Raw genomic sequence first — 25,069 nt, forward strand, 5'->3', positions numbered from 1 at the left:
AAATGACCCGGTCTGACCGCCGGGACTCCCGAACGTATGAGGTCCGCACCTTCGGGTGCCAGATGAACGTCCACGACTCCGAGCGTCTGTCCGGGCTGTTGGAGAGCTCCGGATATGTCCCGGCCGCCGGCGGCGTCACCCCCGACGTGGTCGTGTTCAACACCTGCGCCGTCCGGGAGAACGCCGACAACCGTCTCTACGGCACCCTCGGTCAGCTCAAGGAGGTCAAGGCACAGCACCCCGGCATGCAGATCGCCGTCGGCGGGTGTATGGCCCAGAAGGACAAGACCGCCGTGGTCGACCGTGCGCCGTGGGTCGACGTGGTCTTCGGCACCCACAACATGGGGTCGTTGCCCGCGCTGCTCTCGCGGAGTGCCCACAACGAGCGTGCCGAGGTAGAGATCGCCGACTCGCTCGAGCAGTTCCCGTCGGTACTCCCGGCGAAGCGCGAGTCCGCCTACGCCGGGTGGGTCAGTGTGTCGGTCGGGTGCAACAACACCTGCACCTTCTGTATCGTCCCCTCACTGCGGGGCGCGGAGCAGGACCGCCGCCCCGGTGATGTCCTGGCCGAGGTCCGGGCCCTCGTCGACCAGGGGGTCAGCGAGGTCACCCTGCTCGGACAGAACGTCAACGCCTACGGTGTGAACTTCTCGGACCCGGAGGTGGACCGCGACCGGACGGCGTTCTCGAAGCTGCTCCGGGCGTGCGGTGAGATCGAGGGTCTGGAGCGGCTGCGCTTCACCAGCCCGCATCCGGCGGAGTTCACCGACGACGTCATCGACGCGATGGTGGAGACTCCGGCCGTGTGCCCGCAGCTCCACATGCCTCTGCAGTCCGGGTCGGACCGTGTCCTCAAGGCGATGCGCCGGTCCTACCGGTCGAAGAAGTTCCTCGGCATCCTCGAGAAAGTCCGGGAGCGGATGCCGGACGCGGCGATCACCACCGACCTGATCGTCGGATTCCCCGGAGAGACCGAGGAGGACTTCCAGGAGACGTTGCGCGTCGTGGAGGAGTCGCGCTTCACCAGCGCCTACACCTTCCAGTACTCGCCGCGCCCCGGGACCCCGGCCGCGACATTGCCCGACCAGGTCCCCAAGGCGGTGGTCCAGGACCGGTACGCGCGGCTGGAACAGCTGCAGGAGCGTATCAGCGGCGAGGACAACGCAGCCCAGGTGGGTCGGCGTGTCGAACTCCTCGTGCAGGACGGCGGCGGCCGGAAGAACGCCGCAACGCGACGCATGTCCGGTCGTGCCCGGGACGGCCGACTCGTCCACTTCGCTCCGGGGGAGACTGCGGTCCGACCCGGTGATGTCGTGGAGGTCACGGTCACTGGTTCGGCACCGCACTTCCTGTTGGCGGATTCAGGTGTGCACGCCCACCGTCGGACGGTCGCCGGTGACATGTCGGAGGCCGGTACGGTGCCCACGACGGCACCGGTGGGGACAGGGGTGGGCCTCGGCCTGCCAGGAATCGGGCGCCCTGCTGCGCCCGCGGCTCAGAGTGGAGGATGTGGGTGTGAGTAAGACGGTGGGCACAGGCGGCGAGAGTCGCGAGGCAGTCAACCAGCGACGGCGCGAGGCGCTGGACCGTCACGTCGAGGAGCTCGAACGCGATGCCGGGGGAGACCTCGCCACCGCGGAACGTCGCGCTGCGTCGACGATCGTGCTCGGTTCGTCGCTGCCGGCGCTGGTGTGCGGGATGGTCGTCGTGCTCGTGTCGATCTTCATGCCGCATTCGGGTGCGGTCCACGGTTACGACGTCCTGTTCTACTCGGACACGGCGCAGACCTTCGTCACGACTCTCCCGGAACGGATCTACGTGTGGCTGGCCCTGGTCGGCGGGGTCCTGCTGACCCTGGGAACCGTCGTCTCGCGGTCGTCCATGGTGGCGTGGTTCAACTGGACGCTGACCGGCATCGGCTGGTTCTACGCGGTCCTGGCGATCGGGATGCGGCAGTCCCGTCCGCCGACAGAGCCGGGTGACGGCCCCTCCTTCGGCCTGGTCATGGGGTTCGTCGGCATGGTGATCATCTTCGTCGCCCTGTCGAGCAGGCTGCTGCGCAGGGGTGCGGTCCAGAAGGCGATCGCGGAGAAGCGTCGTGCCGCAGCAGGACGGGACGAGGAGTCGCGGGCAGCCCAGCTTGTGTTGCGGACCGGCCTTGCCCCCCGGGAGGACGTCGACCTGGTCGACGACCGGAGAGAGAAAGTGCGGTCCCGCCGCCGGACCGACGGGACCGACCGTACCGACGGGACCGAGCGCTCACAGGACGGTGTCGGCGACGGTACCGGGGCTCCCGAGACAGACGCCTAGTCGTCGGCGGGGCCACCCGTCGTCTGTGCTGCGGCGTCGGCTGCAGTCTGGGCCCACGTACGCCACTGCTCGGCCTGGCTTCGGAGGTCAGCGGCCTTGGCGTGGCGCCCCTTCTTCTCCGCGGCGTCGGCGTCGGTGTTTAGCTGGTCTACCTTCGCCCGGAACTGTGCCACCCGTGCCTCGACCTCGGGGTCGGTCTTCTTCCACTGGTGTTCCGCGAAGTCACTCACCCGCGACTCCAGGGCACCGATCTTCTCGTCGAACTCCCTGACCCGGTCACGCGGGACGAAGCCGAGCTCGTCCCACTTCTCCTGTAGTTCCCGCAGCAGGTCACGTGCCCGGTCAAGGTCAGCCGACGGGTCGATGCGCCCGTCGTACTCGTCCAGAAGGGCCTGTTTGGCCTCGGCGTTCCTCCCGAATTCCTCGTCCCGGCGGCGGTTGTCCTCGGCCCTGGCGTCGAAGAACACGTCCTGGGCGTGCCGGAACTCGGCCCACAGTCGGTCGTCGTCGGCACGACGGGCCCGGCCGGCCGCCTTCCATTCCGACATGAGGTCACGGTACGCCCGTGCGGTCGAGTTCCAGTCGGTCGAGTTCTGGAGCGCCACGGCCCGGGCGACAAGGTTCTCCTTGACACGGCGGACTGCGTCACGTTGTTTGTCCAGGTCGGCGAAGTGACTGCCCCGGCGGTCGTTGAATGCCCCGCGGGCGGCCCGCAGGCGACGCGCCAGGTCCTTGCCTGCGGCACGGTCCCCTCCGGCAGCGTTCCACTCATCGCCGATCTGCTTCAGCCGGTCTCCGTCTGCCTTCCAGTCCGTACCTGACCCGGCGAGACGTTCTGCCTCGGCAACCAGCTCGCCCCGACGTTCACTCAGCCGGGACTCAACCTGGTCAGCGGAGAGGATCAGCTCCGACAGCCGGGCGTCCAGGCGGGCAAGGTCTCCGAGAACCGCGGCCTCGGACAGACCGTCGCGCAGTCGGACCGCGTCCGCACGGACGCGGGAGACCTCCTCGGGGTGCGTGCCCAGGCGGGCGACCAGGACCTCGACCTCCGTCGCCAGGTCAGCGAAGCGTCGGGCGTAGTGTGCCAGCCCCTCGTCGACGCTGCCCGCCTTCCACTCGCCGATGCGCCGCTCGCTCGCCGGGGAGCTGTCGCCGGGCGTGGTGGTCGACAACCAGACCACACCGTCCTCGTCGATCCGGCCGTGGGCGGCGGCATCCGCCACGGACGGTGCGACAGTCGTGCTGACAGGGGCGGCTCCGGGGCGGGGGCCGGGCTTCGGGACATTCATCGGTCGTCCTTCGTTTGATTGACGGTTCTGCCTGACATTATGGCAGACCGTCCGGGCCCGTTACCGCGCCACCGGTTCCGGCCGTAGACTCGGCGGACATGACAGAACTCCAACGACCGCCACGCCCGGTGGCGGTGGTCGGGCCGACGGGCTCAGGTAAATCCGAGGCGGCACTCGTCCTGGCGGAGGCGCTCGACGGTGAGGTCGTCAACATCGACTCCATGCAGCTCTACCGCGGCATGGACATCGGGACCGCGAAACTCCCCGTCGCCGACCGTCGTGGAATCCGGCACCACCAGCTCGACGTCCTCGACGTGACGCAGGCCGCGTCCGTCGCCCGTTACCGGGACGCTGCCGCCGCCGATGTCGAGGCCATCCGGTCCCGCGGGAGGACACCGGTGATCGTCGGAGGATCGATGATGTACGTCCAGGCGCTGCTCGACGCCTGGGACCTGCCCCCGACGGATCCCCGGGTCCGGCAGAAGTGGGAGCAGGAACTGCACCGCGTCGGCGTCGGGCGGCTGCACGCCGTCCTGGCGCAGCGGGACCCGGAGGCGGCGGCCGTCATCGAGGACCGGGACGAACGACGTACGGTGCGTGCCCTGGAGGTCATCGAACTCACCGGGCGCCCGTTCTCCGCCTCCCAGCCGCCGAAGGACCGCCCCACACGCTGGGGGACGACCATCGTGGGGCTGGCCGCGGACGCGGAGTGGCTGAACCCCCGCCTGGAGGCGCGGGTCCACCGGATGTTCGAGGCCGGCCTCGTCGACGAGGTGCGCTCACTGGTGGCCCAGGGCCTGCAGCGTGAGTCCACCGCGGGACAGGCCATCGGTTACTCCCAGGTCCTCGACCACCTCGCCGGAGAACTGAGCCTCACCGAGGCCGTCGACCGTACGGTGACCGGGACACGCCGGTACGCGCGACGGCAACGGGCATGGTTCCGGCGTGACCCCCGGATCACCTGGTACGACGCCTCCGGGTCCGACGTGCCCGGTCAGATAGGGGCGGCGGCGCTCGACACGGCGGCGGGGTCAGGGCGCTAGACTCTCGGACATGGGTGAAACCGCGCAGATCGACGTCATCAAGGGCCACGGGACCGGCAACGACTTCGTCCTCCTCCCTGATCCGGAAGGCGCGGTCGATCTGACCGGGAAACTCGTGCGGTCCCTGGCGGACCGGCACCGGGGGATCGGCGCCGACGGGGTCATCCGGATCGCCACCGCTGGCGTGCTCGTCGACAAGGGGGTGCTCACCGACCTGCCCGACGGAGTCCGGGGCGACGACTGGTTCATGGACTACCGGAACGGCGACGGGTCGGTGGCTGAGATGTGCGGAAACGGGGTGCGCGTCTTCGCACACGCCCTCACAGCCCTGTCCCTGGTCGGTCCGGAGAACTGCAGTGCCGACGGCACGCTGCCTGTCGGTACCCGCGCCGGACGTCGGGACGTGCGGATCCATTCCGCCGACGGTGTCCGCGCCGAGGTCAGCGTCGACATGGGCGTCCCGTCGATCCTGGGGACATCGACCGCGGAGCTGGACGGCGTGCGCTACGACGGCATCGGTGTGGACATGGGGAACCCCCATCTGGCCTGTACGGTGCCGGGCCTCTCCGCCACTGACCTGGAGAGCCTGCGGGTCGATCTTCTGCCGACCTTCGACCGGGACTTCTTTCCCACGGGGGTGAACCTCGAGGTGGTCACTCCGTTGCAGGACGGGAGGGTGCACATGAGGGTGCACGAGCGTGGGGTCGGGGAGACGTTGTCCTGCGGTACAGGCACGGTCGCCGCGGCTGTGGCGGCGTCCGCGGACAGGTTCGTGGAGCAGGGGCGGCTCCGGCAGGCATGGCAGGAGACCGTCCGTGTGACGGTTCCCGGTGGAGAGGTGGCCGTCACCGTCGGTGCCGACGACGACGGTCACCAGATACCCGCGACGTTGCGGGGACCGTCGAGGCTGGTGTTCAGCACGACGGTCAGGACCGGGTCAGTGATGCCGTGAATTGACGGAGTCCTGCCGGGCCCGCTCCCAGAGGCGCTGCAGACTCAGCGCACGCTGGTCCGTCTCATGCAGCAGGTCGGTCAATGTGGCGACCGTCGTCAGGGAGACGGTGCGCTCCGGCAGGTGCCGGAGGAAACGTTCACAGGATCCCGCCGCGGCATGGAACCGGGAGACACTGGAGACTTCGGACCGCGGTTCACACAGTTCGGGTCGGTGGATCTGCCGGTCGCGGACCCGCGCGGGGTCGTTCGAGTGGCGGAACGCGTCCCAGTCGTCCAGGATTGCCGCGATATCGGTGGCGGACAGGTCGATCGAGCGTCTCAGCGCGGCGATCTCGCGTTCGGAGTCCCGTCTGACGACGGTGACGGCGGCGGTGATCACCACGATGACGGCGACGAGGACACCGAGGCGGCCCAGGGTGCTGATCACCACCCAGGACAGGGCGAGCACGAGACCCGTGACGATCAGGGCCTTGGGGACGTTCCTAGCCACAGGATCCTCCGCAACCTCCTGACCCGCAACCGCACCCACCTGACGAGCAGGACGCCGGGTCCACGGCGGTCGCGGTGAACTGGACGTCTCCGGCGAGAATGGTGCCGGGGGCCAGGTCGTCGCCACCGGCGTCGGGGAGGACGACAGAGAAGCTGAAGGGGGCGTTGACGGTGCACACCCAGAACGGCTGCCCGGTCAGGGCGGCGGTCCGGCGCTCTGCCGCGGTGATCTCCACGGCGACGGTGGCGGTGGCGTGGGGGGCGACCGCGCCGGAATTGAGGTCGGTCAGACCGGTGGACTCCACGGAACCGACCCGCAGGACACCGGCCCGGGCCGCGTCGTCCCGGGAGCGGTGGACCGCCACGTCGGCGGCGAGTGCGCTGACCTGCACCGGCTGATACGTCAGCGTTCCCTCGTCCGCCAACAGCGGGCCCTGCGCCACCGTTGCGGTGAGGGACGCGATGACCGGAGCACCTTCCGCGCGGATCTGCAGCATCGGCGAATCTGCGACGATGTCGAGCACCCCGACGATGTCGTCGACCATACTGAGGTGGGCGGAGGTCTCGGGCCCCCCACTGAAACTGGCGAACGACCCGTAGGGCGGCACCGCGAGAATGACCAGACGGGCACCGCTGGGGTCGTCGTACTGCAGTACCTGCCCGTCACGGACCTCGCCGGTGACCCGGAGCGCCCCTGTCCCGTATGCCGCTTCGAGGGCGTCCTGCCAGCGGGTGAAGTCCAACCCCACACTCTTCAGTTCCGGAATCATGGGAGCGACTCTACTCCGTGGCGCCGACTCGTGGAAAGATGGAGGGCAATGACAAGCATGAACCAGAACCCTGATGAGATCGGCGCGGAGACCACGGTCGGAGAGCTGGACCTCGAACAGCGGTCCAGTCTCCGCAGGCTCAGCCGCGGGACCAACGTCCACTCCACGGAACAGGACGACGGCTACGACGTCGAGTACCGCAAGCTCCGCCTCGAGAAGGTCGTTCTCGTCGGTGTGTGGACCGAAGGAAGCCTCGAACAGATCGAGGCACGGCTGGCCGAGCTGTCCGCACTGGCGGAGACCGCCGGTTCGGAGATCGCCGACATGCTCTACCAGCGCCGCGACAAACCTGACGCCGGCACGTACATTGGCTCCGGAAAGGTCGAGGAACTCCGCCAGATCGTCGTCGAGACCAACGCGGACACGGTCGTCGCCGACGGTGAGCTCAGCCCGGGGCAGATGATCGCACTGGAGAAGGCCCTCGACGTCAAGGTCATCGACCGCACGATGCTGATCCTCGACATCTTCGCCCAGCACGCCAAGTCCAAGGAAGGTAAGGCCCAGGTCGCACTGGCGCAGCTTGAGTACCTCATCACCCGGGTCCGCGGATGGGGTGGTGCCCTGTCCCGCCAGGCGGGAGGCCGGGCGGGGTCCAACGGGGGTGTGGGCCTCCGCGGTCCGGGTGAAACCAAGATCGAGGCGGACCGTCGGCGTCTGCGCAGCGAGATGGCGCGGCTACGTCGGGAGATCCAGGGGATGAAGAAGTCCCGTGACATCAAACGGGGCCGTCGGGATGCGTCCGCCATCGCCAAAGTCGCGATCGCCGGCTACACCAACGCAGGGAAGTCATCCCTGCTCAATGCACTGACAGGTGCCGGTGTCCTCGTCGAGGACGCGTTGTTCGCGACCCTCGACCCCACCACCCGACGTGCGGAGCTGGCCGACGGCCGCGCCGTCGTCTTCTCCGACACGGTCGGCTTCATCCGGTTCCTTCCGACGCAGCTGGTCGAGGCGTTCCGGTCCACCCTGGAGGAGGTCATGGCCGCCGATGTCGTCCTTCACGTGGTGGACGGGTCTGACCCGTTCCCGATGGAGCAGATCGCGGCGGTGAACAAGGTCATCGGTGAGATCGCCGAGGAGACCGGGGAAGCGGCCCCGCCGGAGATCCTCGTGATCAACAAGGTCGACGACGCCGACCCGCTCGTCCTCGCCGAACTGCGCAGCAGACTGGACGACGTGTTGTTCGTGTCTGCGGCCACGGGCGAGGGGATCCCGGCCCTGGAGAGCAGACTGGAACTCTTCCTCAACGCCCTCGACGACCATGTCGTGCTCCAGGTCCCTTTCGACCGTGGTGACGTGGTAGCACGGCTCCACGAGTACGGCACCGTGCTGAGTCAGGAGTACACCGAGGACGGCACACGGGTCGAGGTCCGGTTGCCCGGTGTGATCGCTGCGGAGCTGTCCGACCTGAGAATCGCGGCGGACGGGGAGACAGAATAAGCTCGTCCGAATGGACGAGATCAACAGGACAACCGACGAGGCCGCCGGAGGTGCCCCCCGCGGGGCCGTCTTCGGATGGACACTGCACGGCGACGGCCGGAACATCCGCCCCGGTGCCGTCGTCGCACCGGAGGAGCGGCTCACGTGGCCACGGACGGTGGGCATCGGCATGCAGCACGTCATCGCGATGTTCGGGGCGACGTTGCTCGTCCCCGCACTCACCGGCTTCCCGGTGAACACCACACTGTTGTTCTCCGGGGTGGGGACGATGCTCTTCCTGCTGATCACCCGCAACCGTGTCCCGTCCTACCTGGGCAGTTCCTTCGCGTTCATCGCTCCGCTGACGGCGACGCAGGCGGAGGGGTTCCCGGCACAGCTCGGCGGCGTGCTCGTCGCCGGACTCGTGCTGATACTGGTCGGGATACTGGTGAAGGCGGCCGGGCGACGCGTCCTGGACGCCGTCATGCCCCCGGCGGTGACCGGAGCGATCGTCGCCCTGATCGGGCTGAACCTCGCTCCGGCCGCGACGTCGAACTTCGCTGACCAGCCGATGGTGGCGGCGGTGACGATGTGTGCCGTGCTCGTCGTCACCGTCGCCGGGCGGGGGATGGTCGGACGCCTCGGAATCCTGATCGGCGTCGTCATCGGGTGGGTGTTCGCGGTCGTCACCGGGAACATCGCCGAGGACGCGGGTGGGGTGATCGGTGCGGCCGCGTGGTTCGGCCTGCCGGACTTCCACACGCCGGAGTTCCATGCCGGTGCCGTCCTGCTCACGCTGCCCGTGGTGGTGGTGCTCATCGCCGAAAACGTCGGGCACGTCAAGGCGGTCGCCGGAATGACGAAACGTGACCTCGACGACCAGGCTGGACCCGCACTCATCGGTGACGGACTCGCGACGACGCTGGCCGGTGGTTTCGGTGGGTCGGGCACCACCACGTACGCGGAGAACATCGGGGTCATGGCGGCGACCAAGGTCTACTCGACCGCCGCCTACTGGGTCGCGGCGCTGACAGCGATCATCCTCGCCTTCGTCCCGAAGTTCGGGGCCGTGATCAACACGATCCCGGCGGGAGTGCTGGGAGGGGCGACGATGGTGCTCTACGGGATGATCGGGCTGCTGGGAATCCGGATCTGGCAGGACAACAAGGTCAACCTGACCAACCCCGTCAACCTGTCAGCCGCGGCGGTGGCGTTGACGGCTGGAATCGGCAACCTCACGTTGCAGATCGGGTCACTGGAGCTGGAGGGTATCGCCTGGGGGTCTGTGGGTATCATCATCGGCTACCCGGCCCTGAGGTGGTTGTTCGAAAACCTGGGGGAGGGACGGGACCGCTCGGTGCGGGACTACGACCTGCCAGCCTGAGGTCGGGGCCCTCCCCGCGGTCCCTACTCCTCGTCGAGGTTCTTGGTGATCAGGGCCGCGATGGCCTCGACGGCGTCGGCGTTGTCCGAGGAGACGGTGACCTCGTCGCCGTGTTCGGCGCCCAACGCCATGATCATCAGGGAGGACGAGGCGTCCGACGGCTCGTCGTCGTCCTCACCGGGCAGCGAGAGCAGGATCTCGTCGTCGTAGTTGGCCGCTGCCTCCGCGATGATGGTGGCGGGACGGGCGTGCAGGCCCACGGTGGAGCCGACGGTGACAGTGGTGGAGGCCATGGTTCTCAGGTCCTTTTCGGTTCGTCGAGTGTTGTCGTATGTTGGCGTGACTTGTCGGAGAAACCGGGGTGCCCGCCTTCTGCCGGCAGCCCGTTCCTTCCCACACAGCGTAGCTGAACCGAGAGGGTCCGTGCCGCAGACGAGGCCGACGGAAACCGGCCTCAGGCCGTCACCACGGTCACGTCCTCGGCGGTGAAGGCCTCGAGGTACTGGCGGGGGGCAGCGTCGTCGGTCACGAGCACGTCGATCTCGGCGACATTGGCGAAACTGACGAGGTAGTCCCGGCCGAACTTGGTCGAGTCACACATGGCGACGACGCGGTGTGAGTTGGCGATCATCGCACGTTTCACCGCGGCCTCCTCGGCGTCGGCGGTGGACAGTCCATGGTCCATCGACAAGGCGTTGGTTCCGATGAAGGCGATGTCGGCGCGGTGCACCCCGATGGTGCGCAGCGCGATGTCACCGACGACCGCCTGCGTGATGGGGCGAATGTGACCACCGATGAGCTGTACGTCGGACAGTCCCGCCGCCGAGAGCCGGACAGCCAGGGGGAGGAAGTTCGTCAACACCGTCAGTCCCCGGTACGGGTTGTCGTCGGGCCTGCCCGCTTCGGCGATGGCGTGCGCGAGCATCGCGGTCGTTGTCCCGGCGTCGAAAAACACCGTGCCGGTACGCGGAAGCAGTTCGGAGGCGGCCCTGCCGATCCGGATCTTCGCTTCGGTCGATGTCGTGCTGCGGAGCTCGATCGGCGTCTCGCGGGTCTGGAAGGTGTTGGTCGGTACGGCCCCGCCGTGCACCCGGTGCAGCGCTCCGTCATTGTCGAGCACGGTGAGGTCCCGACGAATGGTCTCGGGGGTGACGGTGAATCGTTCTGCGAGCTCGACCACGGTGACGCGCCCGTTGACCGCGGTCAGCGAGGCGATCTGGCGACGACGTTCCTCAGAGTTCATGTCCTGCATTCTATGGGGTCGGTGTGGTTCCGGGTCCGATTCGGGGGTGAGTGGCGCCGTCGCCCTGACCCCGGCCGGGGCCGAGGCCGGGCGCGGAAAGGGTAGTGTAGGCGGCAACCTTTTTCCGTCCACCGATGTCTTTTCAGATGTTCTGAATACTTGTGGGAGACCAGACACTATGGCAGACACGAATTCCTCCGCCCCCGCGACCGACGGCGGGCCCGTTGTGCTGAAGGGAAAGTCGGTCGTCCCGGGCACCGTCTTCGCTCCGGTGACCTGGGTGACGGACCGCCCTGAGCTCCCAGGTCCGGACAAGACGGTCGCCGAGGGAGAGCGCGAGGCAGAGTTCGCGGCGTTCACACAGGCGGTCGACACCGTCGCCGACCGGCTCAGCGGCCGGGCCACCACGGTCGAGGGCAATGCACGTCAGGTGCTTGAGGCGACGGTCGCCATCGCCCGTGACCGGGCCTGGGCCAAGAAGGTCCGCAAGTCGGTCAACGCGGGGCAGACGAACCTCTACGCGGTCAAACAGGCCACCGACGACTTCGTCGAGATGTTCCTCAAGGCTGGCGGGGTGATGGCGGAACGTGTCACCGACCTCATGGACGTCCGTGACCGCGTCATCGCCGAGCTGCGTGGTGAACCTGAGCCGGGCATTCCCGACGTCGACTCGCCTCACGTCCTCTTCGCCGATGACCTGGCACCGGCGGACACAGCGACGCTGGACCCCGAGCTGATCATCGCCGTGGTCACTGAGAAGGGCGGGGCGACCAGCCATACCGCGATCATCGCCCGTCAGCTCGACATCCCCTGTGTCGTCGCGGTTGGGACGCAGTTGCGCAGCATCCCGGCGGACACCGAGGTCCTGATTGACGCAGCCTCCGGCACGGTGGAGACGGGGGTCGATCCCTCGGATGTCGACCGGAGGGTCACGGCGGCCGCGGAACTGGCATCGAAGGTCCGCGGCTGGCACGGCCCCGCAGAGACCCGGGACGGGCACCGCGTCCAGCTGCTCGCCAACGTGCAGGACGGTGCGGCGGCGCGCCAGGCGGCGGAATCGGTCGCTGAAGGTATCGGCCTCTTCCGGACCGAGCTCGGTTTTCTCAGCGAGACCACCGAACCCTCGGTGGAGGAGCAGGCGGAGCGCTACGCAGAGGTGCTGAGCGCCTTCCCGGAGGGAAAGGTCGTGGTCCGTACCCTTGATGCGGGGTCCGACAAGCCGGTGCCCTACGTGATGGCGGAGACGGAGGAGAATCCTGCGCTGGGCGTGCGCGGGCTCCGGATCGCCCGGACTAACCAGGAACTCCTGGAGCGTCAGCTCGACGGTATCGCCTTGGCTCTGAAGAAGTCGGGGCGTGACCAGTCGACGGCACAGACCTGGGTCATGGCGCCGATGGTGGCGACTGTCTACGAGGCGCAGTGGTTCGCTGAACTGTGTCACGAGCGGGGGCTCGTCGCCGGGGCGATGATCGAGGTCCCCGCCGCGGCGCTGATGGCCGACAAGATGATGCCGTACCTGGACTTCGTGTCCATCGGCACGAACGACCTTACCCAGTACACGATGGCTGCCGACCGAATGTCGGCCTCTCTCGCACATCTCACGGACCCCTGGCAACCTGCGGTTCTGCGACTGGTGCACACCACCTGCCGTGCCGGCGCGGTCACCAGGACAGCGGTCGGCGTCTGCGGTGAGGCGGCGGCTGATCCCCTGCTGGCCTGTGTGCTGGCAGGACTCGGAGTGACGTCGCTGTCGGCCGCTCCTCCGGCACTGGCCGCAGTCGGAGCTCAGTTGGGTGAGGTTGATTTCGCGGTCTGCCGTGAAATGGCTGCGGCCGCACTTGACGCAGACGGAGCAGAGGAGGCGAAGGCGGCTGCGGCCGCCGTTCTCGGACTCTAGTACCACCCCGGGGCAACAAACACGACCGCACGAGTCGCCCGGGGCGACGGAGGGCGCCGGGACTGCGGTCAGATCTTGCGGAGTACGGCGACGACCCGGCCGAGGATGTCGGCGTTATCGCCCGGGATGGGTTCGAACAGGTCATTGTGGGGGAGGAGCCAGACCCCCGAACCGTCCTTCTGGAACTCCTTGACCGTCGCTTCCCCGTCGATCATCGCCGCGACGAAGTCGCCGAGCTCGGCGACTTTCTGTGAGCGCACGGCCACCCAGTCGCCGTTGAAGATACCTGCGTCCCGCATCGACTCACCGACCACCTGGAGGAGGAACAGCTCACCTCCGCCGACCAGTTCCTGCGGCAGCGGGAAATGCGCTTCCACGTGCTCTTCAGCCAGGATCGGGGATCCTGCGGCGATCTGACCGACCACGGGGACGAACGAGGGGGACGGCATGCCCGCCGGGCCCGGGGCGGCAGGCTTCGGCCCGGGACGGGTCGGGGTGTCGTCATCGAAGTCCCTGATGTCGACGGCACGTGGCTTGTTGTCCTCGCGCCGGAGATACCCTTTCCTCTCGAGTTCCCGCAGGTGGTAGGACACCGACGACGTGGAGTTGAGCCCCACCGCGTCGCAGATCTCGCGGATGCTCGGCGGGTAGCCGCGGAACCTTGTGGCGTCCTTGATCACGTCCATGATCCGGCGCTGCCGCTCCGAGAGCTTCTCCCTGCCCTTGTCGTCTCCCGATGCGCTGCTGGTGGAGGGGGAGGACCGCTTCCGGCCTCCCGGCGCCGCCCCGCTGGAGGAATTCTGTTTCTCTGACATCTGACCCACTCCTGGTCTTGTTGTACCGGTCGTAGTTTCGACCCTACATCACCGGACCGACATCGTTCATCAAGGTGTTCGATAACGCCGAGGTTTTTGTGGACAACATCGAACACCCGTGCTAGCGTCGGCAGCATCAAGAGTTGTTCGAACACACGGACGAAGATTGCGGCTACGGTGAGCGACGGTGTCCGGCCGCGCTGCTGTCATGGTCCTATCATATTCCGCGAATCAGGTTCACTACCACGGAAAGAGGGTTGTCATGAGCACTACGTCGGTCCGGCGCCGGAGCGTCGTCCATCGTCCCGTCTACCGCCGTCCGCAGTGGTCGGCCGTCGACGAGGCCAGTCGATCGAACACCTGGGGCCACGGCGCCACACGTCACCCGTCCGCCGTCCAGGTCGCCCGGCGTGCCCACTCCCAGGGTCGTGAGGAACGTCCGTTCGAGTCTGTCCCGCGGAGGCTCCGGATGCGCAGACGGATGTCCTCTGTCGTCGGTTCGCCCGGTGTCACGCTGCTGTCACTGGCGTCGCTGGTTCTCATGCTCGCCGCATCCCCGGCACTCACCGATCACGCCGTTGAACCGGTGACACCGAGTGGGACGGCGACGGTGACGGTGGACGACAGCGCCACCCTCGCCGACATCGCCCGGCAGCATGTTCCCGGCGCTTCGGTCGGTGACGCGGTGGCACGTATTGCGTCGCTCAACGATGTCACCGGGATCGGTGATGCGAGCGGACGGCCCTCGGGCGTGCCGTCGACCCGCGATGTCGTGGTTCCGGTGTACTGACCGGACAGTCATCGAGATGTGGCGCAACGGGTAGCATACGGGGCCGTAGTGTTTCGTCGACCGTCCCGAAGGAAGTCCCCTGTGCTCTGTCCCGCCTGCCGTTCCGAAGACTCCCGGGTCGTGGATTCACGTACGGTGGAATCCGGTTCCGCCATCCGACGACGTCGCGAGTGTGTTTCCTGCAAGACCAGGTTCACCACCCTCGAGCGGTCGGTGCTTCTGGTCACCAAGCGAAGCGGGGTGACCGAGGAATTCCGTCGGGACAAGGTCATCCGGGGTGTGGGGCGGGCGTGTCAGGGCCTCGAGGTCTCCACCGACGACCTCAAGATCCTCGCTCATGACGTTGAGCAGTCGCTGCGGGCTTCCCATGGTTCCCAGGTCGCCGCAGACGACATCGGACTGGCCATCCTCGAGCCACTCCGTAACCTCAATGAGGTGGCCTACCTGAGGTTCGCCTCCGTGTACAAGTCGTTCCGGTCCACGGAGGATTTCGAACGGGAGATCCGCGACCTCCGGGACCACCGGGGGAGCACGGCCGACTGAGTCAGCGGATCTTCGCCAGTGCCTTCGTCACGCGCGCTGCACTGGCAGGGCGGGACGTCCCGAGATGTTGGGCGTAGAGGGATACCCGAAGCTCTTCGACCAACCACTGGACGTCCTTGAACTGGGGGGACGCCGCCCGGCTCGCCGGCAGACGTTGCCTGGTCCGTTCGATGGCCTCCGTGCATTCCCTGACCTGGTCGTCGAGAGCCGCCTCCCGGTCCGGATCCGACTCCATCATCGACAGGCGGGATTTCATCGCCTCGACGTAACGCGGGATGTGACGCAGGTGCTCGACCCCGTTCTTCGCCACGCTGTGGGGCCCGAGGAAGAAGTCCAGTTGCCGCCTCATGTCCACGATGCCCTCGCCGTCCCAGGAGTCCAGCTCCTGCGACATATCCGACACCGCCAACGCCGCTGGAGCGACCGCAACCATCACCTGGCGGACGAGGCCCGGGCCACGTTCTCTGGCGGCTTCCACGGCTTCCTCACAGCGCTGCGGGTTCCGGATGACCGGCCCGTACCGTTGCAGGAGTTCCCGACAGGCCAGTACCCGGCTGTCGTCGACGAGCGCATCCGGCCCGCCGTGCGGATAGGTGTCCACCGCGACTCGTTGACGGAGTGGAAGGCCCTTCACCATCTGCTTGGCAGAGACCTGGCAGGCCGACACCATCATGTCCAGCACCGTCGAGAACTGCTGCCCCGCGGCGGCCTGCGCCGTGGGGAACGCCTTGAGGAGCACTCCGCCGCCACTGCCCGTGCCGGGGGTGACCAGCGCGGGGTAGGCTGAGGTCGTCTGTCCGTCGACGACGGTCTCCACCGATTCCGGGATCACGCCGATGCCGTCCACAGTCCAGCTGTCTGCCCGGGCGAGAACCCCCGCGTCGCCGGCCGGACGAGCAGTCTTTGACGACGCCCGCGTTGTGCTCCGGTGTGCTGCGGAATCGAGGGGACTTGGCTTCCCCTCTGCAGGCTGTCGGGACGACCTGGCTGTCGCGGAGGCGATGGACTGGGTGATCTCACCGGACAGCGACTCCTGCAATTCGCTGAGGTCCTTGGACGTCGCGATGATCTTGCCCCGTCGGTCCACCGCCGCGTAGGACATGCGTAGATGGGAGGGCACCCGGCCCCAGTCGAAGTCTGAGGCACTGATACCTGTTCCACCGAGCGACCGGAGGGCGTCGGCGAGGGCCTGGTCCACCGGCCCGTCGTAGGCGGTCATACGCTCCAGCGCGGCGCGCGCGAACTGTCCGGCAGGTACGACCGACGTCCTCAGCGGCTTCGGTAATGTCCTGATCAAGGCGACACACAGCTCCTCGCGCATGCCCGACACCAGCCATTGGGTGTCTGCGTCAGTCACGCTTGCCAGCAGGGGAAGCGGGACGCGCATGGTGATGCCGTCGGCGGGGTCACCGGGGCGGAAGACGTACGTCAGCTCGAACTCCATGGAACCTTGACGCCAGGAGTCCGGGAATTCCCGTGCTTCGGCCGCTCCGCCGTGAGAGCCGATCAATGCCTCAGGCGTCATGTCGAGCAGGTGCGGGTCCTTCTGTCTGGCCTTCTTCCACCAGGAGTCGAAGTGCCGGGCGGAGACGACGGTGGACGGCAGACGGTCTGCGTAGAACCCGTAGATCGTCTCGTCGTCGACGACGATGTCGCGTCGCCGGGCCTTGTCCTCCAACTGCCCGGCTTCATCGAGAAGTTCCTGGTTGTGCCGGTAGAATCGGTGGTTCGTCCGCCAGTCGCCGTCCACGAGTGCGTTCCGGATGAACATGTCGCGCGCGGCGTCGGGATCGGTCTTCGACAGGTTCACCCGTCGGTCGCTGATCACCGGCAGGCCGAGCATCGACGCCTTCTCGATCGCCAGTGCAGCGCCCTGCTTACTCGACCAGAACGGTTCCGCGTAGGTGTACCGCACAAGCTGGGGAGCGATCTCCTCGATCCACTCGGGGACGATCGGTGCCACCGTACGGGCGAACACTTGTGAGGTCTCCACCAGTTCCGCCGCCATCACCCACTGCGGCGGCTTTTTCGACAGATGGGAGGAGGGGTGGATGACGAAGGTCGTGTTGCGGGTGCCCGTGAACTGCCGGGAGTTGCCCTGCCGCATACCGACGTTGGTGATCAGTCCTGCCAAGAGGGACTTGTGGATCCCGGTCTCGTCAGGTGCAGCCGCAGAGTCCTCACCGAGGTCGAAGGTCAGTTCCCGGAAGTGCCTGACATTGGGGATACTCCACTTCAACTCCTGGATCACGGTGAACAACTGCCGCACCAGGTCCATCCACTCCAGCACCCGGACGTAGTGGATGAACTCCTCCCGGCACAGGGACCGGAACTTGTTGCCGGACAGTTCCTTACGGCGCGCCTGCAGGTAGTTCCACAGTTTGAGGACCGAGATGAAGTCGGAGTTCGCGGCGAAACGTGCGTGGAGTTGGTCGGCGCGGGCCTGATGCTCTGCAGGGCGTTCGCGGACGTCCTGGATGCTCAGGGCAGCCACGATGACGGCGATCTGTTCGAGGACACCGTTGGCGTGGGCCGCGGACAGCATCTTGGCCAACCGCGGGTCTGTCGGAATCCGGGCCATGTCGCGCCCGGTAGGCGTCAGTGTCGGTGGTCCGCCGGCCGCCCCGCCGGCGTCCGAGGTCTCGAGGGCCCCGAGTTCCCGGAGCAGTTGGACACCGTCGCGGACGGACTTGGAGTCCGGCGGCTGCAGGAACGGAAACTCCCGGATGTCTCCGAGATCGAGGGCGGCCATCGAGAGGATGACGCTGGCCAGGTGTGTCCGGAGAATCTCGGGGTCGGTGTATTCCGGCCGCGCCGTGAAGTTCTCCTCAGAGTACAGACGCACGGCAATGCCGTCCGAGGTTCGCCCGCACCGGCCGGAGCGTTGCTGTGCGGACGCCTGGCTGATCTCCTCGACCGGCAGCCGCTGTACCTTCGTGCGGTGGGAGTACCGGGAGATGCGCGCGTACCCGGTGTCGATGACGTACTTGATACCGGGGACCGTCAGCGATGTCTCGGCGATGTTCGTTGCGAGGACGATTCTCCGCCGGCTGCCGGGGGAGAACACCCGGTGCTGTTCGGCGGCGGAGAGGCGACCGAAGAGGGGGAGGATGTCCACTCCGCGAAAGTTCTCGTCCTGCAGGGCGTCGGCCGCGTCGCGGATCTCCCGTTCCCCGGAGAAGAAACAGAGGATGTCCCCGGGGCCTTCGGCCATCAGTTCCCGCGTGGCGTCCAGTAGCCCGTCCAACGGATCTGTCTCGACTTCACGGAGGGAGGGCTCTCCGCCGCCGGTTTTCCCGTCCGGCACCAGCCGGGTCAGGGGCCGGTACCGGACCTCCACGGGGTAGGTGCGTCCGGAGACCTCGACGACCGGCGCAGGGTTGCCGTCAGCGTCCGTGAAGTGGTTGGCGAAGGATTCCGGGTCGATCGTCGCCGAGGTGATGATGACCTTGAGATCGGGACGCCTGGGCAACAGTTCACGGAGGTAGCCGAGAAGGAAGTCGATGTTGAGGCTGCGTTCGTGGGCCTCGTCCACGATGATGGTGTCGTAGGCGTTCAGCAGCCGGTCACGTTGAATTTCTGCGAGGAGGATTCCGTCGGTCATCAGTTTGACGGCGGTCGACGCATGGACGTGGTCGTCGAACCTGATCTTGTATCCGACGCGTCCTCCGGCCTCGCCGGATTTCTCGCCGAGTTCGTCGGCGATACGGTCTGCCACGCTGCGGGCGGCGATACGCCGCGGCTGTGTGTGGCCGATCCGCTTCACTGCACCGCGGCCGAGCTCGAGACACATCTTCGGCAGCTGTGTCGTCTTGCCTGAGCCGGTCTCACCGGCGACGATGACGACCTGGTTGTCCCTGATCGTTCGGATGATCTCGTCCCGACGAGCGGACACCGGCAGAGAGTCGGGGAACGAGAGGTTGTCGGTGAGATTCAGCCGTGGCCTGCGCTGAGGGGCCGTGCCCGGCTGCCGGCCGCGTCGGCGTCCCCGTCCTTTCGCGCGGCGCTTCGGCCTACCTCCACCTGCATTGCCTTCGTCAGAAACCACCCGACGATTCTACCACTGAACGCCCGAGAGCCCGCCGTGCACATCGGGGTGCGGCGGGCTCTGAGGTGGCGTTGATCAGCGTGGCAGTGGCTGAGGTAGGGGTGCCCTCTAGCGTGCGTCCTCGATCTCGATCGCCTGGGCGACGCCCTGGACGACGGCGGCGATCTTCACTGCCTCGAAGACCTGCTCCTTGGTGAGTCCCTCATCACGCACGGTCTTCTCGTGGGCGATGGTGCAGTGGTCGCAACCGTTGATGGTCGACACGGCCAGCGAGAAGAGTTCGAAGTCGACCTTCTCGATCCCGGGCTTGCTGATGACGTTCATGCGCAGGCCCATGCGGACCTGGGCGTAGTCGTCGCCGAGCCAGCCGCGGGCCCGGTAGGCGACGTTGTTCATCGCCATGATCGACGCCGCCGCGAGGGCGGCATCGTAGGCCTCGTCGGAGAGATGGGCCTTGGCCTCGTCGGAGATCTCCGAAAGGACCTGGTCGTTGCGCGACGCCGCCGCGGCTGCGACGAAGGTGCCCCACAGCTGCTGCTCGGTCAGCTCGGTGGAGCGTGCCAGGCTGCTGAGGTTGAGCTTCAGGTCCTTGGCGTAGTCGGGCAGACCGGACTTCAGGTTGTCGATCGACATGCTACTTCAGTGCCTCCTGGACGACGTCCATCTTGTTGATGCTCTTGGTCGGGTCGTTGGCCTGCCAGTTGCATGCGCAGACCTCTTCGGACTGCAGTGCGTCGAGCACGCGCAGGACCTCGTCGACGTTGCGGCCGACGGCGTCGGGGGTGACGGAGACGAACTGGATGACGTTGTCCGGGTCGACGATGTAGGTGGCACGGTCGGCGACGCCGCCAGCGTTCTCGACACCGAGGGCGCGGATCAGGTCGTGGCGCACGTCAGCGAACATCGGGAAGGGTACACCCTTGAGCTCCGGGTGGGTCGCACGCCAGTTGAAGTGGGCGAATTCGTTGTCGGTGGATCCGCCCAGGATCTGGGTGTCGCGGTCCTGGAATTCCTCGTCGAGCTTGCCGAAGGCGGCGATCTCGGTGGGGCAGACGAAGGTGAAGTCCTTGGGGTAGAAGAAGATGACCTTCCACTTGCCCTGGTACTTGTCGAGGTTCACGTCCTCGAAGTAGTCATCCGGCTGCTGAGCATTCGCCTCGTGCAGGTCACCGCCCTTGAGTGCGGTGAGGTTGAACTCGGGGAACTGGTCTCCGACGGTGAGAATGGACATGGCGCATGCCTCCTGGGAGTCGTGAAAAACGGACGCTCGTTGCGTGCCACGAGCGAGGCCGATTATGCCATGAATCTAGAAATGACGCAAAGGTATAACTGATTTATTGCAGACTTTCCATAGGATAGATCTATGTGATGAAGCGGATAGGTTAACCTTGCGGACGTCAGGTAGTGTGATAGGCATGACCAATAAGGATTACCGGCCGACGATCGCTCAGCTCCGGACCTTCACCACCGTCGCCGAGAACGGGCATTTCGGCACTGCCGCCCAGCAGCTCGGAATCACCCAGCCCTCGTTGTCGCAGGGGCTCGCCGCGCTGGAAAGCGGGTTGGGCGTCCAGCTTATCGAGCGATCGACGAGAAAGGTGATCGTCACCGACATCGGACGGGAACTGCTGCCCTACGCCCGCGCGATCCTGGACAGCCTCGACACCTTCATCAGCCACGCCCGCGGGGCGCACGGTGGCCTGGCCGGATCGATGGCCTTGGGGATGATTCCCACGATCGCACCTTTTCTGCTGCCGACGCTGCTGCAGTCGCTGCCCGCCGTTGCACCGGACCTCGAGCCGAAGATCGTCGAGGAGAAGACCAGCAGCCTCGTCGAGTCTCTGCGCCAGGGACGCCTTGACGCAGTTGTCGTCGCGTCACCGGTGGCAGGTTCCGGCATCGCGCAGATTGAGCTCTACCGCGAGGAGTTCGTGCTCGTCCTCCCCGCCGGCCACCGTCTCGCCGGACGTCGTGACGTCACCGTGGACGAACTCGACTCACTGGACCTCCTTCTGCTCGACGACGGCCACTGTCTACGGGACCAGGTCCTCGACTTGTGTCGCTCCGCATCAGTCGGAGTGGACCCGGCGAGGTCGGTGACCCGGGCGGCAAGCCTGTCGACGGTGGTCCAGTGCGTCATCGGGGGACTGGGATGCACCCTGGTGCCGATGAGTGCGGTGGCGGCCGAATGCGACCGCCCGGGCGTCGCACTGGCGACCTTCGCCGGGGGTCGGGACGCGGCCGGCAGGACAGTCAGCCTGAGCTACCGCTCCAGTTCCAACCGGGACGAGGCGTTCCGGACGATCGGGACAGTGGTCTCCGCCGCCTACGAATCCAGCCTGGTGTCGAGCCGGGAGGTACTGGAATCCCGGCTCAGCCCTGTAGGACGCGGAACTCGCTGAGTCGGACGTCTCCGGCATCGTCGGACGCCTCCAGGTCGACGGTGCCCTCGAAGGCCCATCCGTGGTCGCCGTTCGGGTCATCGAGGATCTGGCGGACCTTCCAGGTCTTTCCCTCGTCCACGATGATGACGAGATCAGGGGAGCGGGCCCCTGCGTCGACACCGATATCGGCGTACTCGTCGAAGTAGGCGTCCATCTCTGCGGGCCAGTCGGGAGGTTCTGCCAGGTAGCTGTCGAGTTCGGCGAGGTCCTTCTCCTTCTCGAAGGCGAACAACTCGACATGCCTGAAGAAGTGGTTCTTCACCATCCGGCGCAGGGCCCTGGGATTGGAACTGAGTCGGGTGGGGTCATCGACGCCGAACGCATGTTCCGCCACCTGCTCTGCGGTGACCGGCTTGTCCGGGTCTGCCATGGCCGACCACTCATCGACGAGGGAGGAGTCGACCTGGCGGATGAGTTCTCCGAGCCAGATGATGATGTCCTCGAGTTCGTCGTTGCGGTGTTCAGGGGGGACGGTGTGCGAGAGCGTCCGCCAGGCGTCCGTGAGGTAGCGCAGCACCACGCCTTCCGACCGTGCCAGCGAATACGTCGCGATCAGGTCGGAGAACGTCATGGCCTTCTCGATCATGTCCCTGACCACTGACTTCGGGGCGAGATCGAATTCGGTGGCCCACGGGTTGGATTCGCAGAAGATGTCGTAGGCCTGGTCGAGCTCGTCAGCGAGCGGTTTCGGCCATGTGATGTCCTCGACGATGGCCATCCGTTCGGTGTAGTCGACGCCTTCGGCCTTCAGCGCAGCGATCTCCTGGCCCCGCCTCTCCCTCTGCTGTGCCGTAAGCACCTGGTTGGGGTTGTCGAGGATGGCCTCCACGGTGCTGATGACATCCAGGGTGTAGGTTTCCGACTCCGGGTCGAGCAGGTCGAACGCGGCGAGGGCGAACGGGGACAACGGTTGATTCAGCGCGAAGTCACGCTGGAGATCCCGGGTGAGGTGGGCGTCTTTGCCGGACGGAGTGTCGGCGCGGACCTCGTCGACGATTCCGGACCGGAGGAGACCTCGGTAGAGGTCGATGGTGGTGAGGATGTCCCGGTTCTGCTTGGCACGGGTGTCGTGGTTACCCCGTAGCAGGCCACGCAGCGAGGCATAGGTCCATTCGTCGCGTGCGATGACGTTGATCAGCATCGAATGCGACATCTGGAACTGGCTGACGAGTTCTTCCGGTTCGGCGGTGGTGAGCCTGTCGAATGTCGATCTCGTCCAGGTCGCCCGGCCTTCGGGTGCCGACTTCTTGCGGAGTTTCTTCAACTTCTTCGGGTCCGAGCCGGCGCGCTCGCGGAGCCGGAAGTTCTCGATCTCATGGTCCGGGGCTTCCACGACCACCGTGCCTTCAGTGTCATACCCCGCACGCCCGGCACGCCCGGCGATCTGGTGGAACTCGCGGGACTTCAGGATCCGGTGCTTGACGCCGTCGTACTTGGCGAGACCGGTCATCAGCACTGTACGGATAGGGACGTTGATTCCCACCCCGAGCGTGTCGGTACCCGAGATCACCGTGAGAAGTCCCTGTTGGGCAAGTTTCTCGACCAGTCTGCGGTACTTCGGGAGCATGCCCGCATGATGGATTCCGATGCCCTTGCGCAGCAGACCGGAGAGCGTCTTGCCGAAGGCGGAGGTGAAGCGGAAGTCACCGATCGCTGCAGCGATGTCGGCCTTGCGTTGTTTGTCGACGAAGGACATGCTGGTCAGCGCCTGCGCTCGTTCGACGGCCTCCCGTTGGGAGAAGTGGACGATGTAGACGGGTGCCTTACCTGCGTCGATGAGGTCCTGCAGCGTCTCGTGCACCGGTGAGTAGACGAAGTCGAAGTCGAGGGGAACCGGGCGCACGGTCCCGGTCACCGGTGTCGTCGTCCTCCCGGTCCGGCGTGTGAGGTCCTCTTCGAGCCACGTGGTGTCGCCGAGGGTTGCACTCATGAGCAGGAACTGGGCGCGTGGCAGACTCAGCAGGGGGACCTGCCAGGCCCACCCGCGGTCCGGTTCCGAGTAGTAGTGGAACTCGTCCATCACGACCTGGTCGATGTCCGCACCAGCGCCGTCGCGGAGGGCGATATTGGCCACGACCTCGGCGGTGGCGCATATCACCGGCGCCTGTCCGTTGACCGTGGCGTCGCCGGTCATCATGCCGACGTTCGCGGGGCCGAAGATCTCGCAGAGGGAGAAGAACTTCTCGCTGACCAGGGCTTTGATCGGTGCGGTGTAGAACGTTCGTTGACCGTGGGCGAGGGCGATGAAATGAGCGGCGGTGGCCACGAGGGACTTGCCTGACCCGGTAGGCGTCGCCAGAATGACGTTGTCGCCGGCCGCCAGCGCCATCGCGGCCTCCTCCTGGGCTGGATACAGAGAAAGCCCCCGGTCACGCGCCCAGGCGAGGAACGACTCGAGGACTGCATCGTCCACCAGGCTCTCCGGAACCTCGTCGAGGTCGGGGAGGAGTGCGGAGAGCGTGGAATCACTGGCGGGTGACGTCAACTGTGTGGCTACCTGTCGGGGTCGTCGGAATCGTCGGGATTGTCAGGGTTCTCGGGATTGTCGGGCACATCGGAGTCGGTGGCGCTGCCGCTGTCGTCGGTCATGTCGACCGTACTGGCGAGGAAGCGCTCGACTTCGGCACTGATCTCCTCGCCGGAGGGGACATCCTGACCAGGAGCAAGCAGCGCGTTGTCCCGACGCTTGCGTTGGCGGGACTGATCTTCATCGTACTGCCTCTCCAGCGCGCCGACGACGGAGGCGATCTCCGCGGAGTCGTCGACCTGGTCTGCCAGCTGCTGGCGGACCTTGTCCATGTCTGCTTCCAGGGCCCGCAGCGGGAGATTCAACCCGCCGACCTTCTCGAGCGCGTGGAGCAACCCGTAGGCTGCCTCCGGGTAGTCGGAGGCAGCGATGTAGTGGGGGACGTGCGCTGTCAGGCCGAGTGTGGACAGGCCGTTTCTCGACAGGAGCAACTCGATGTCGAGCATGGCGGCCCCCGGCACGATCATCCGCGAGTCCCACGTCCGCAGGTCCTTCGTCATCGAGGAGTCGGATCCGTGGGCGGTCACGATGAGTGGGCGGGTATGGGGAACGGTCATCGGGGCCGAGTAGAACGTGACAACCCGGTCGACCCCGGACCGCGCGGCGAGCTCGGCGACCGCCCTGCTGAACGCCTCCCACCGCAGGTCCGGCTCGGGACCGGAGAGCATCATGAACGGCCGGCCGTCGGAGTCCTCCAGACGATGCAGGGTCAACGCCAGGTTCTCGCGGTCCACGACGCGTCCGTGGTCGAGGGTGACGCCGGGGCGCCGGGAGCGGTAGTCGATCAGTTCGTCGACGTTGAACGTCGCCACCACGGAGTGGTCGAGCGCCTGGAGCAGATGCTGACTGGCCTGTCGGACTCCCTGACCCGCGTCAGCGTACCCCTGGAGAGCGATGACCATCGACAAGCTGTCCTCGCCCTCACCGGACCGTGCCGACGGGGCCGGGTACTCGAGTTCGTACATACGATTGCTGTCGGACATGTGCGTGTGCTCCCTTCACTGACGTGCGACGCGGTGGAACTACTCTACCAGTCGCCGGTTC

Annotated in this window: 21 protein-coding genes; 10 read left to right on the plus strand and 11 right to left on the minus strand. The window is 66.7% G+C overall.

Features of this window, described 5'->3' with window-relative positions; genetic code table 11:
- The first annotated feature begins 2 nt into the window (after positions 1-2).
- The gene (gene miaB / locus PQI66_RS01870) at positions 3-1,523 is read left to right on the plus strand and encodes a tRNA (N6-isopentenyl adenosine(37)-C2)-methylthiotransferase MiaB (RefSeq protein ID WP_339995554.1); all 1,521 of its coding nucleotides are present in this window, start codon (positions 3-5) and stop codon (positions 1,521-1,523) included.
- A complete protein-coding gene (locus PQI66_RS01875) occupies positions 1,516-2,310 on the plus strand; it encodes an Rv2732c family membrane protein (RefSeq protein ID WP_339995556.1) in 795 nt (264 codons plus the stop codon). Before miaB ends, PQI66_RS01875 begins: the two co-directional genes overlap by 8 nt.
- Here PQI66_RS01875 and PQI66_RS01880 read toward each other — a convergent pair.
- Complete coding sequence (locus tag PQI66_RS01880; RefSeq protein WP_339995558.1) at positions 2,307-3,599, minus strand: DUF349 domain-containing protein; 1,293 nt, start codon at positions 3,597-3,599, stop codon at positions 2,307-2,309. The two genes, PQI66_RS01875 and PQI66_RS01880, sit on opposite strands and share 4 nt — an antisense overlap.
- Positions 3,600-3,697: 98 nt before the next feature.
- On the opposite strand from PQI66_RS01880, the gene miaA reads away from it, so the two are divergent.
- Positions 3,698-4,642, plus strand: a complete 945-nt coding sequence (gene miaA / locus PQI66_RS01885) for a tRNA (adenosine(37)-N6)-dimethylallyltransferase MiaA (RefSeq protein ID WP_339995560.1) — start codon at positions 3,698-3,700, stop codon at positions 4,640-4,642.
- A 10-nt stretch (positions 4,643-4,652) separates the two neighbouring features.
- Complete coding sequence (gene dapF / locus PQI66_RS01890; RefSeq protein ID WP_339995562.1) at positions 4,653-5,594, plus strand: diaminopimelate epimerase; 942 nt, start codon at positions 4,653-4,655, stop codon at positions 5,592-5,594.
- On the opposite strand, the gene PQI66_RS01895 is transcribed toward dapF, so the two are convergent.
- Together PQI66_RS01895 and PQI66_RS01900 are read right to left on the minus strand one after the other, a co-directional pair.
- The gene (locus PQI66_RS01895; RefSeq protein ID WP_339995564.1) at positions 5,580-6,086 is read right to left on the minus strand and encodes a hypothetical protein; all 507 of its coding nucleotides are present in this window, start codon (positions 6,084-6,086) and stop codon (positions 5,580-5,582) included. The genes dapF and PQI66_RS01895 overlap by 15 nt on opposite strands.
- Positions 6,079-6,855 (minus strand): hypothetical protein, encoded by a 777-nt coding sequence (locus PQI66_RS01900; protein WP_339995566.1) that lies wholly within the window; start codon positions 6,853-6,855, stop codon positions 6,079-6,081. The genes PQI66_RS01895 and PQI66_RS01900 overlap by 8 nt, the downstream gene beginning before the upstream one ends.
- Positions 6,856-6,912: 57 nt before the next feature.
- Between PQI66_RS01900 and hflX the strand changes: the two genes are divergently transcribed.
- Together hflX and PQI66_RS01910 are read left to right on the plus strand one after the other, a co-directional pair.
- Positions 6,913-8,355: a GTPase HflX gene (hflX, locus tag PQI66_RS01905; protein WP_445227975.1), complete on the plus strand. Its 1,443-nt coding sequence runs from the start codon at positions 6,913-6,915 to the stop codon at positions 8,353-8,355.
- Positions 8,356-8,365: 10 nt separating this feature from the next.
- Positions 8,366-9,718 (plus strand): uracil-xanthine permease family protein, encoded by a 1,353-nt coding sequence (locus PQI66_RS01910; RefSeq protein WP_339995568.1) that lies wholly within the window; start codon positions 8,366-8,368, stop codon positions 9,716-9,718.
- A 23-nt stretch (positions 9,719-9,741) separates the two neighbouring features.
- Here the strand turns inward: PQI66_RS01910 and PQI66_RS01915 are convergent, their stop codons facing one another.
- Positions 9,742-10,011, minus strand: a complete 270-nt coding sequence (locus tag PQI66_RS01915; RefSeq protein ID WP_339995569.1) for an HPr family phosphocarrier protein — start codon at positions 10,009-10,011, stop codon at positions 9,742-9,744.
- A gap of 161 nt (positions 10,012-10,172) precedes the next feature.
- Positions 10,173-10,961 (minus strand): DeoR/GlpR family DNA-binding transcription regulator, encoded by a 789-nt coding sequence (locus PQI66_RS01920; RefSeq protein ID WP_339995570.1) that lies wholly within the window; start codon positions 10,959-10,961, stop codon positions 10,173-10,175.
- A gap of 178 nt (positions 10,962-11,139) precedes the next feature.
- Between PQI66_RS01920 and ptsP the strand changes: the two genes are divergently transcribed.
- On the plus strand, positions 11,140-12,858 hold the full coding sequence (gene ptsP, locus PQI66_RS01925; RefSeq protein ID WP_339995571.1) for a phosphoenolpyruvate--protein phosphotransferase: 1,719 nt from the start codon (positions 11,140-11,142) through the stop codon (positions 12,856-12,858).
- Positions 12,859-12,926: 68 nt separating this feature from the next.
- Here the strand turns inward: ptsP and lexA are convergent, their stop codons facing one another.
- Positions 12,927-13,673, minus strand: a complete 747-nt coding sequence (gene lexA, locus PQI66_RS01930; protein WP_339995573.1) for a transcriptional repressor LexA — start codon at positions 13,671-13,673, stop codon at positions 12,927-12,929.
- Positions 13,674-13,935: 262 nt separating this feature from the next.
- On the opposite strand from lexA, the gene PQI66_RS01935 reads away from it, so the two are divergent.
- Together PQI66_RS01935 and nrdR are read left to right on the plus strand one after the other, a co-directional pair.
- Positions 13,936-14,463: a hypothetical protein gene (locus PQI66_RS01935; protein WP_339995576.1), complete on the plus strand. Its 528-nt coding sequence runs from the start codon at positions 13,936-13,938 to the stop codon at positions 14,461-14,463.
- 81 nt (positions 14,464-14,544) lie between these two features.
- Positions 14,545-15,006: a transcriptional regulator NrdR gene (nrdR, locus tag PQI66_RS01940; RefSeq protein WP_339995578.1), complete on the plus strand. Its 462-nt coding sequence runs from the start codon at positions 14,545-14,547 to the stop codon at positions 15,004-15,006.
- A 1-nt stretch (position 15,007) separates the two neighbouring features.
- Here nrdR and hrpA read toward each other — a convergent pair whose 3' ends face one another.
- The 3 genes from hrpA to PQI66_RS01955 all read right to left on the minus strand — a co-directional run bounded on the left by hrpA (position 15,008) and on the right by PQI66_RS01955 (position 20,285).
- Entirely contained in the window at positions 15,008-19,054 is a 4,047-nt protein-coding gene (gene hrpA, locus PQI66_RS01945; RefSeq protein ID WP_339995580.1) for an ATP-dependent RNA helicase HrpA, read from the minus strand.
- A 108-nt stretch (positions 19,055-19,162) separates the two neighbouring features.
- On the minus strand, positions 19,163-19,687 hold the full coding sequence (locus PQI66_RS01950; protein WP_339995581.1) for a carboxymuconolactone decarboxylase family protein: 525 nt from the start codon (positions 19,685-19,687) through the stop codon (positions 19,163-19,165).
- Between the two features lies 1 nt (position 19,688).
- Positions 19,689-20,285 (minus strand): peroxiredoxin, encoded by a 597-nt coding sequence (locus PQI66_RS01955; RefSeq protein ID WP_339995583.1) that lies wholly within the window; start codon positions 20,283-20,285, stop codon positions 19,689-19,691.
- Positions 20,286-20,469: 184 nt separating this feature from the next.
- On the opposite strand from PQI66_RS01955, the gene PQI66_RS01960 reads away from it, so the two are divergent.
- Positions 20,470-21,456, plus strand: a complete 987-nt coding sequence (locus PQI66_RS01960) for a hydrogen peroxide-inducible genes activator (protein ID WP_339995584.1) — start codon at positions 20,470-20,472, stop codon at positions 21,454-21,456.
- Here the strand turns inward: PQI66_RS01960 and PQI66_RS01965 are convergent.
- A complete protein-coding gene (locus tag PQI66_RS01965; RefSeq protein WP_339995585.1) occupies positions 21,428-23,983 on the minus strand; it encodes a DEAD/DEAH box helicase in 2,556 nt (851 codons plus the stop codon). The genes PQI66_RS01960 and PQI66_RS01965 overlap by 29 nt on opposite strands.
- An 8-nt stretch (positions 23,984-23,991) precedes the next feature.
- Complete coding sequence (locus PQI66_RS01970; RefSeq protein WP_339995586.1) at positions 23,992-25,008, minus strand: PAC2 family protein; 1,017 nt, start codon at positions 25,006-25,008, stop codon at positions 23,992-23,994.
- Between the last annotated feature and the right edge of the window lie 61 nt (positions 25,009-25,069).

It is taken from the genome of Corynebacterium sp. USCH3 (assembly GCF_037619475.1).
Taxonomy (GTDB): domain Bacteria; phylum Actinomycetota; class Actinomycetes; order Mycobacteriales; family Mycobacteriaceae; genus Corynebacterium.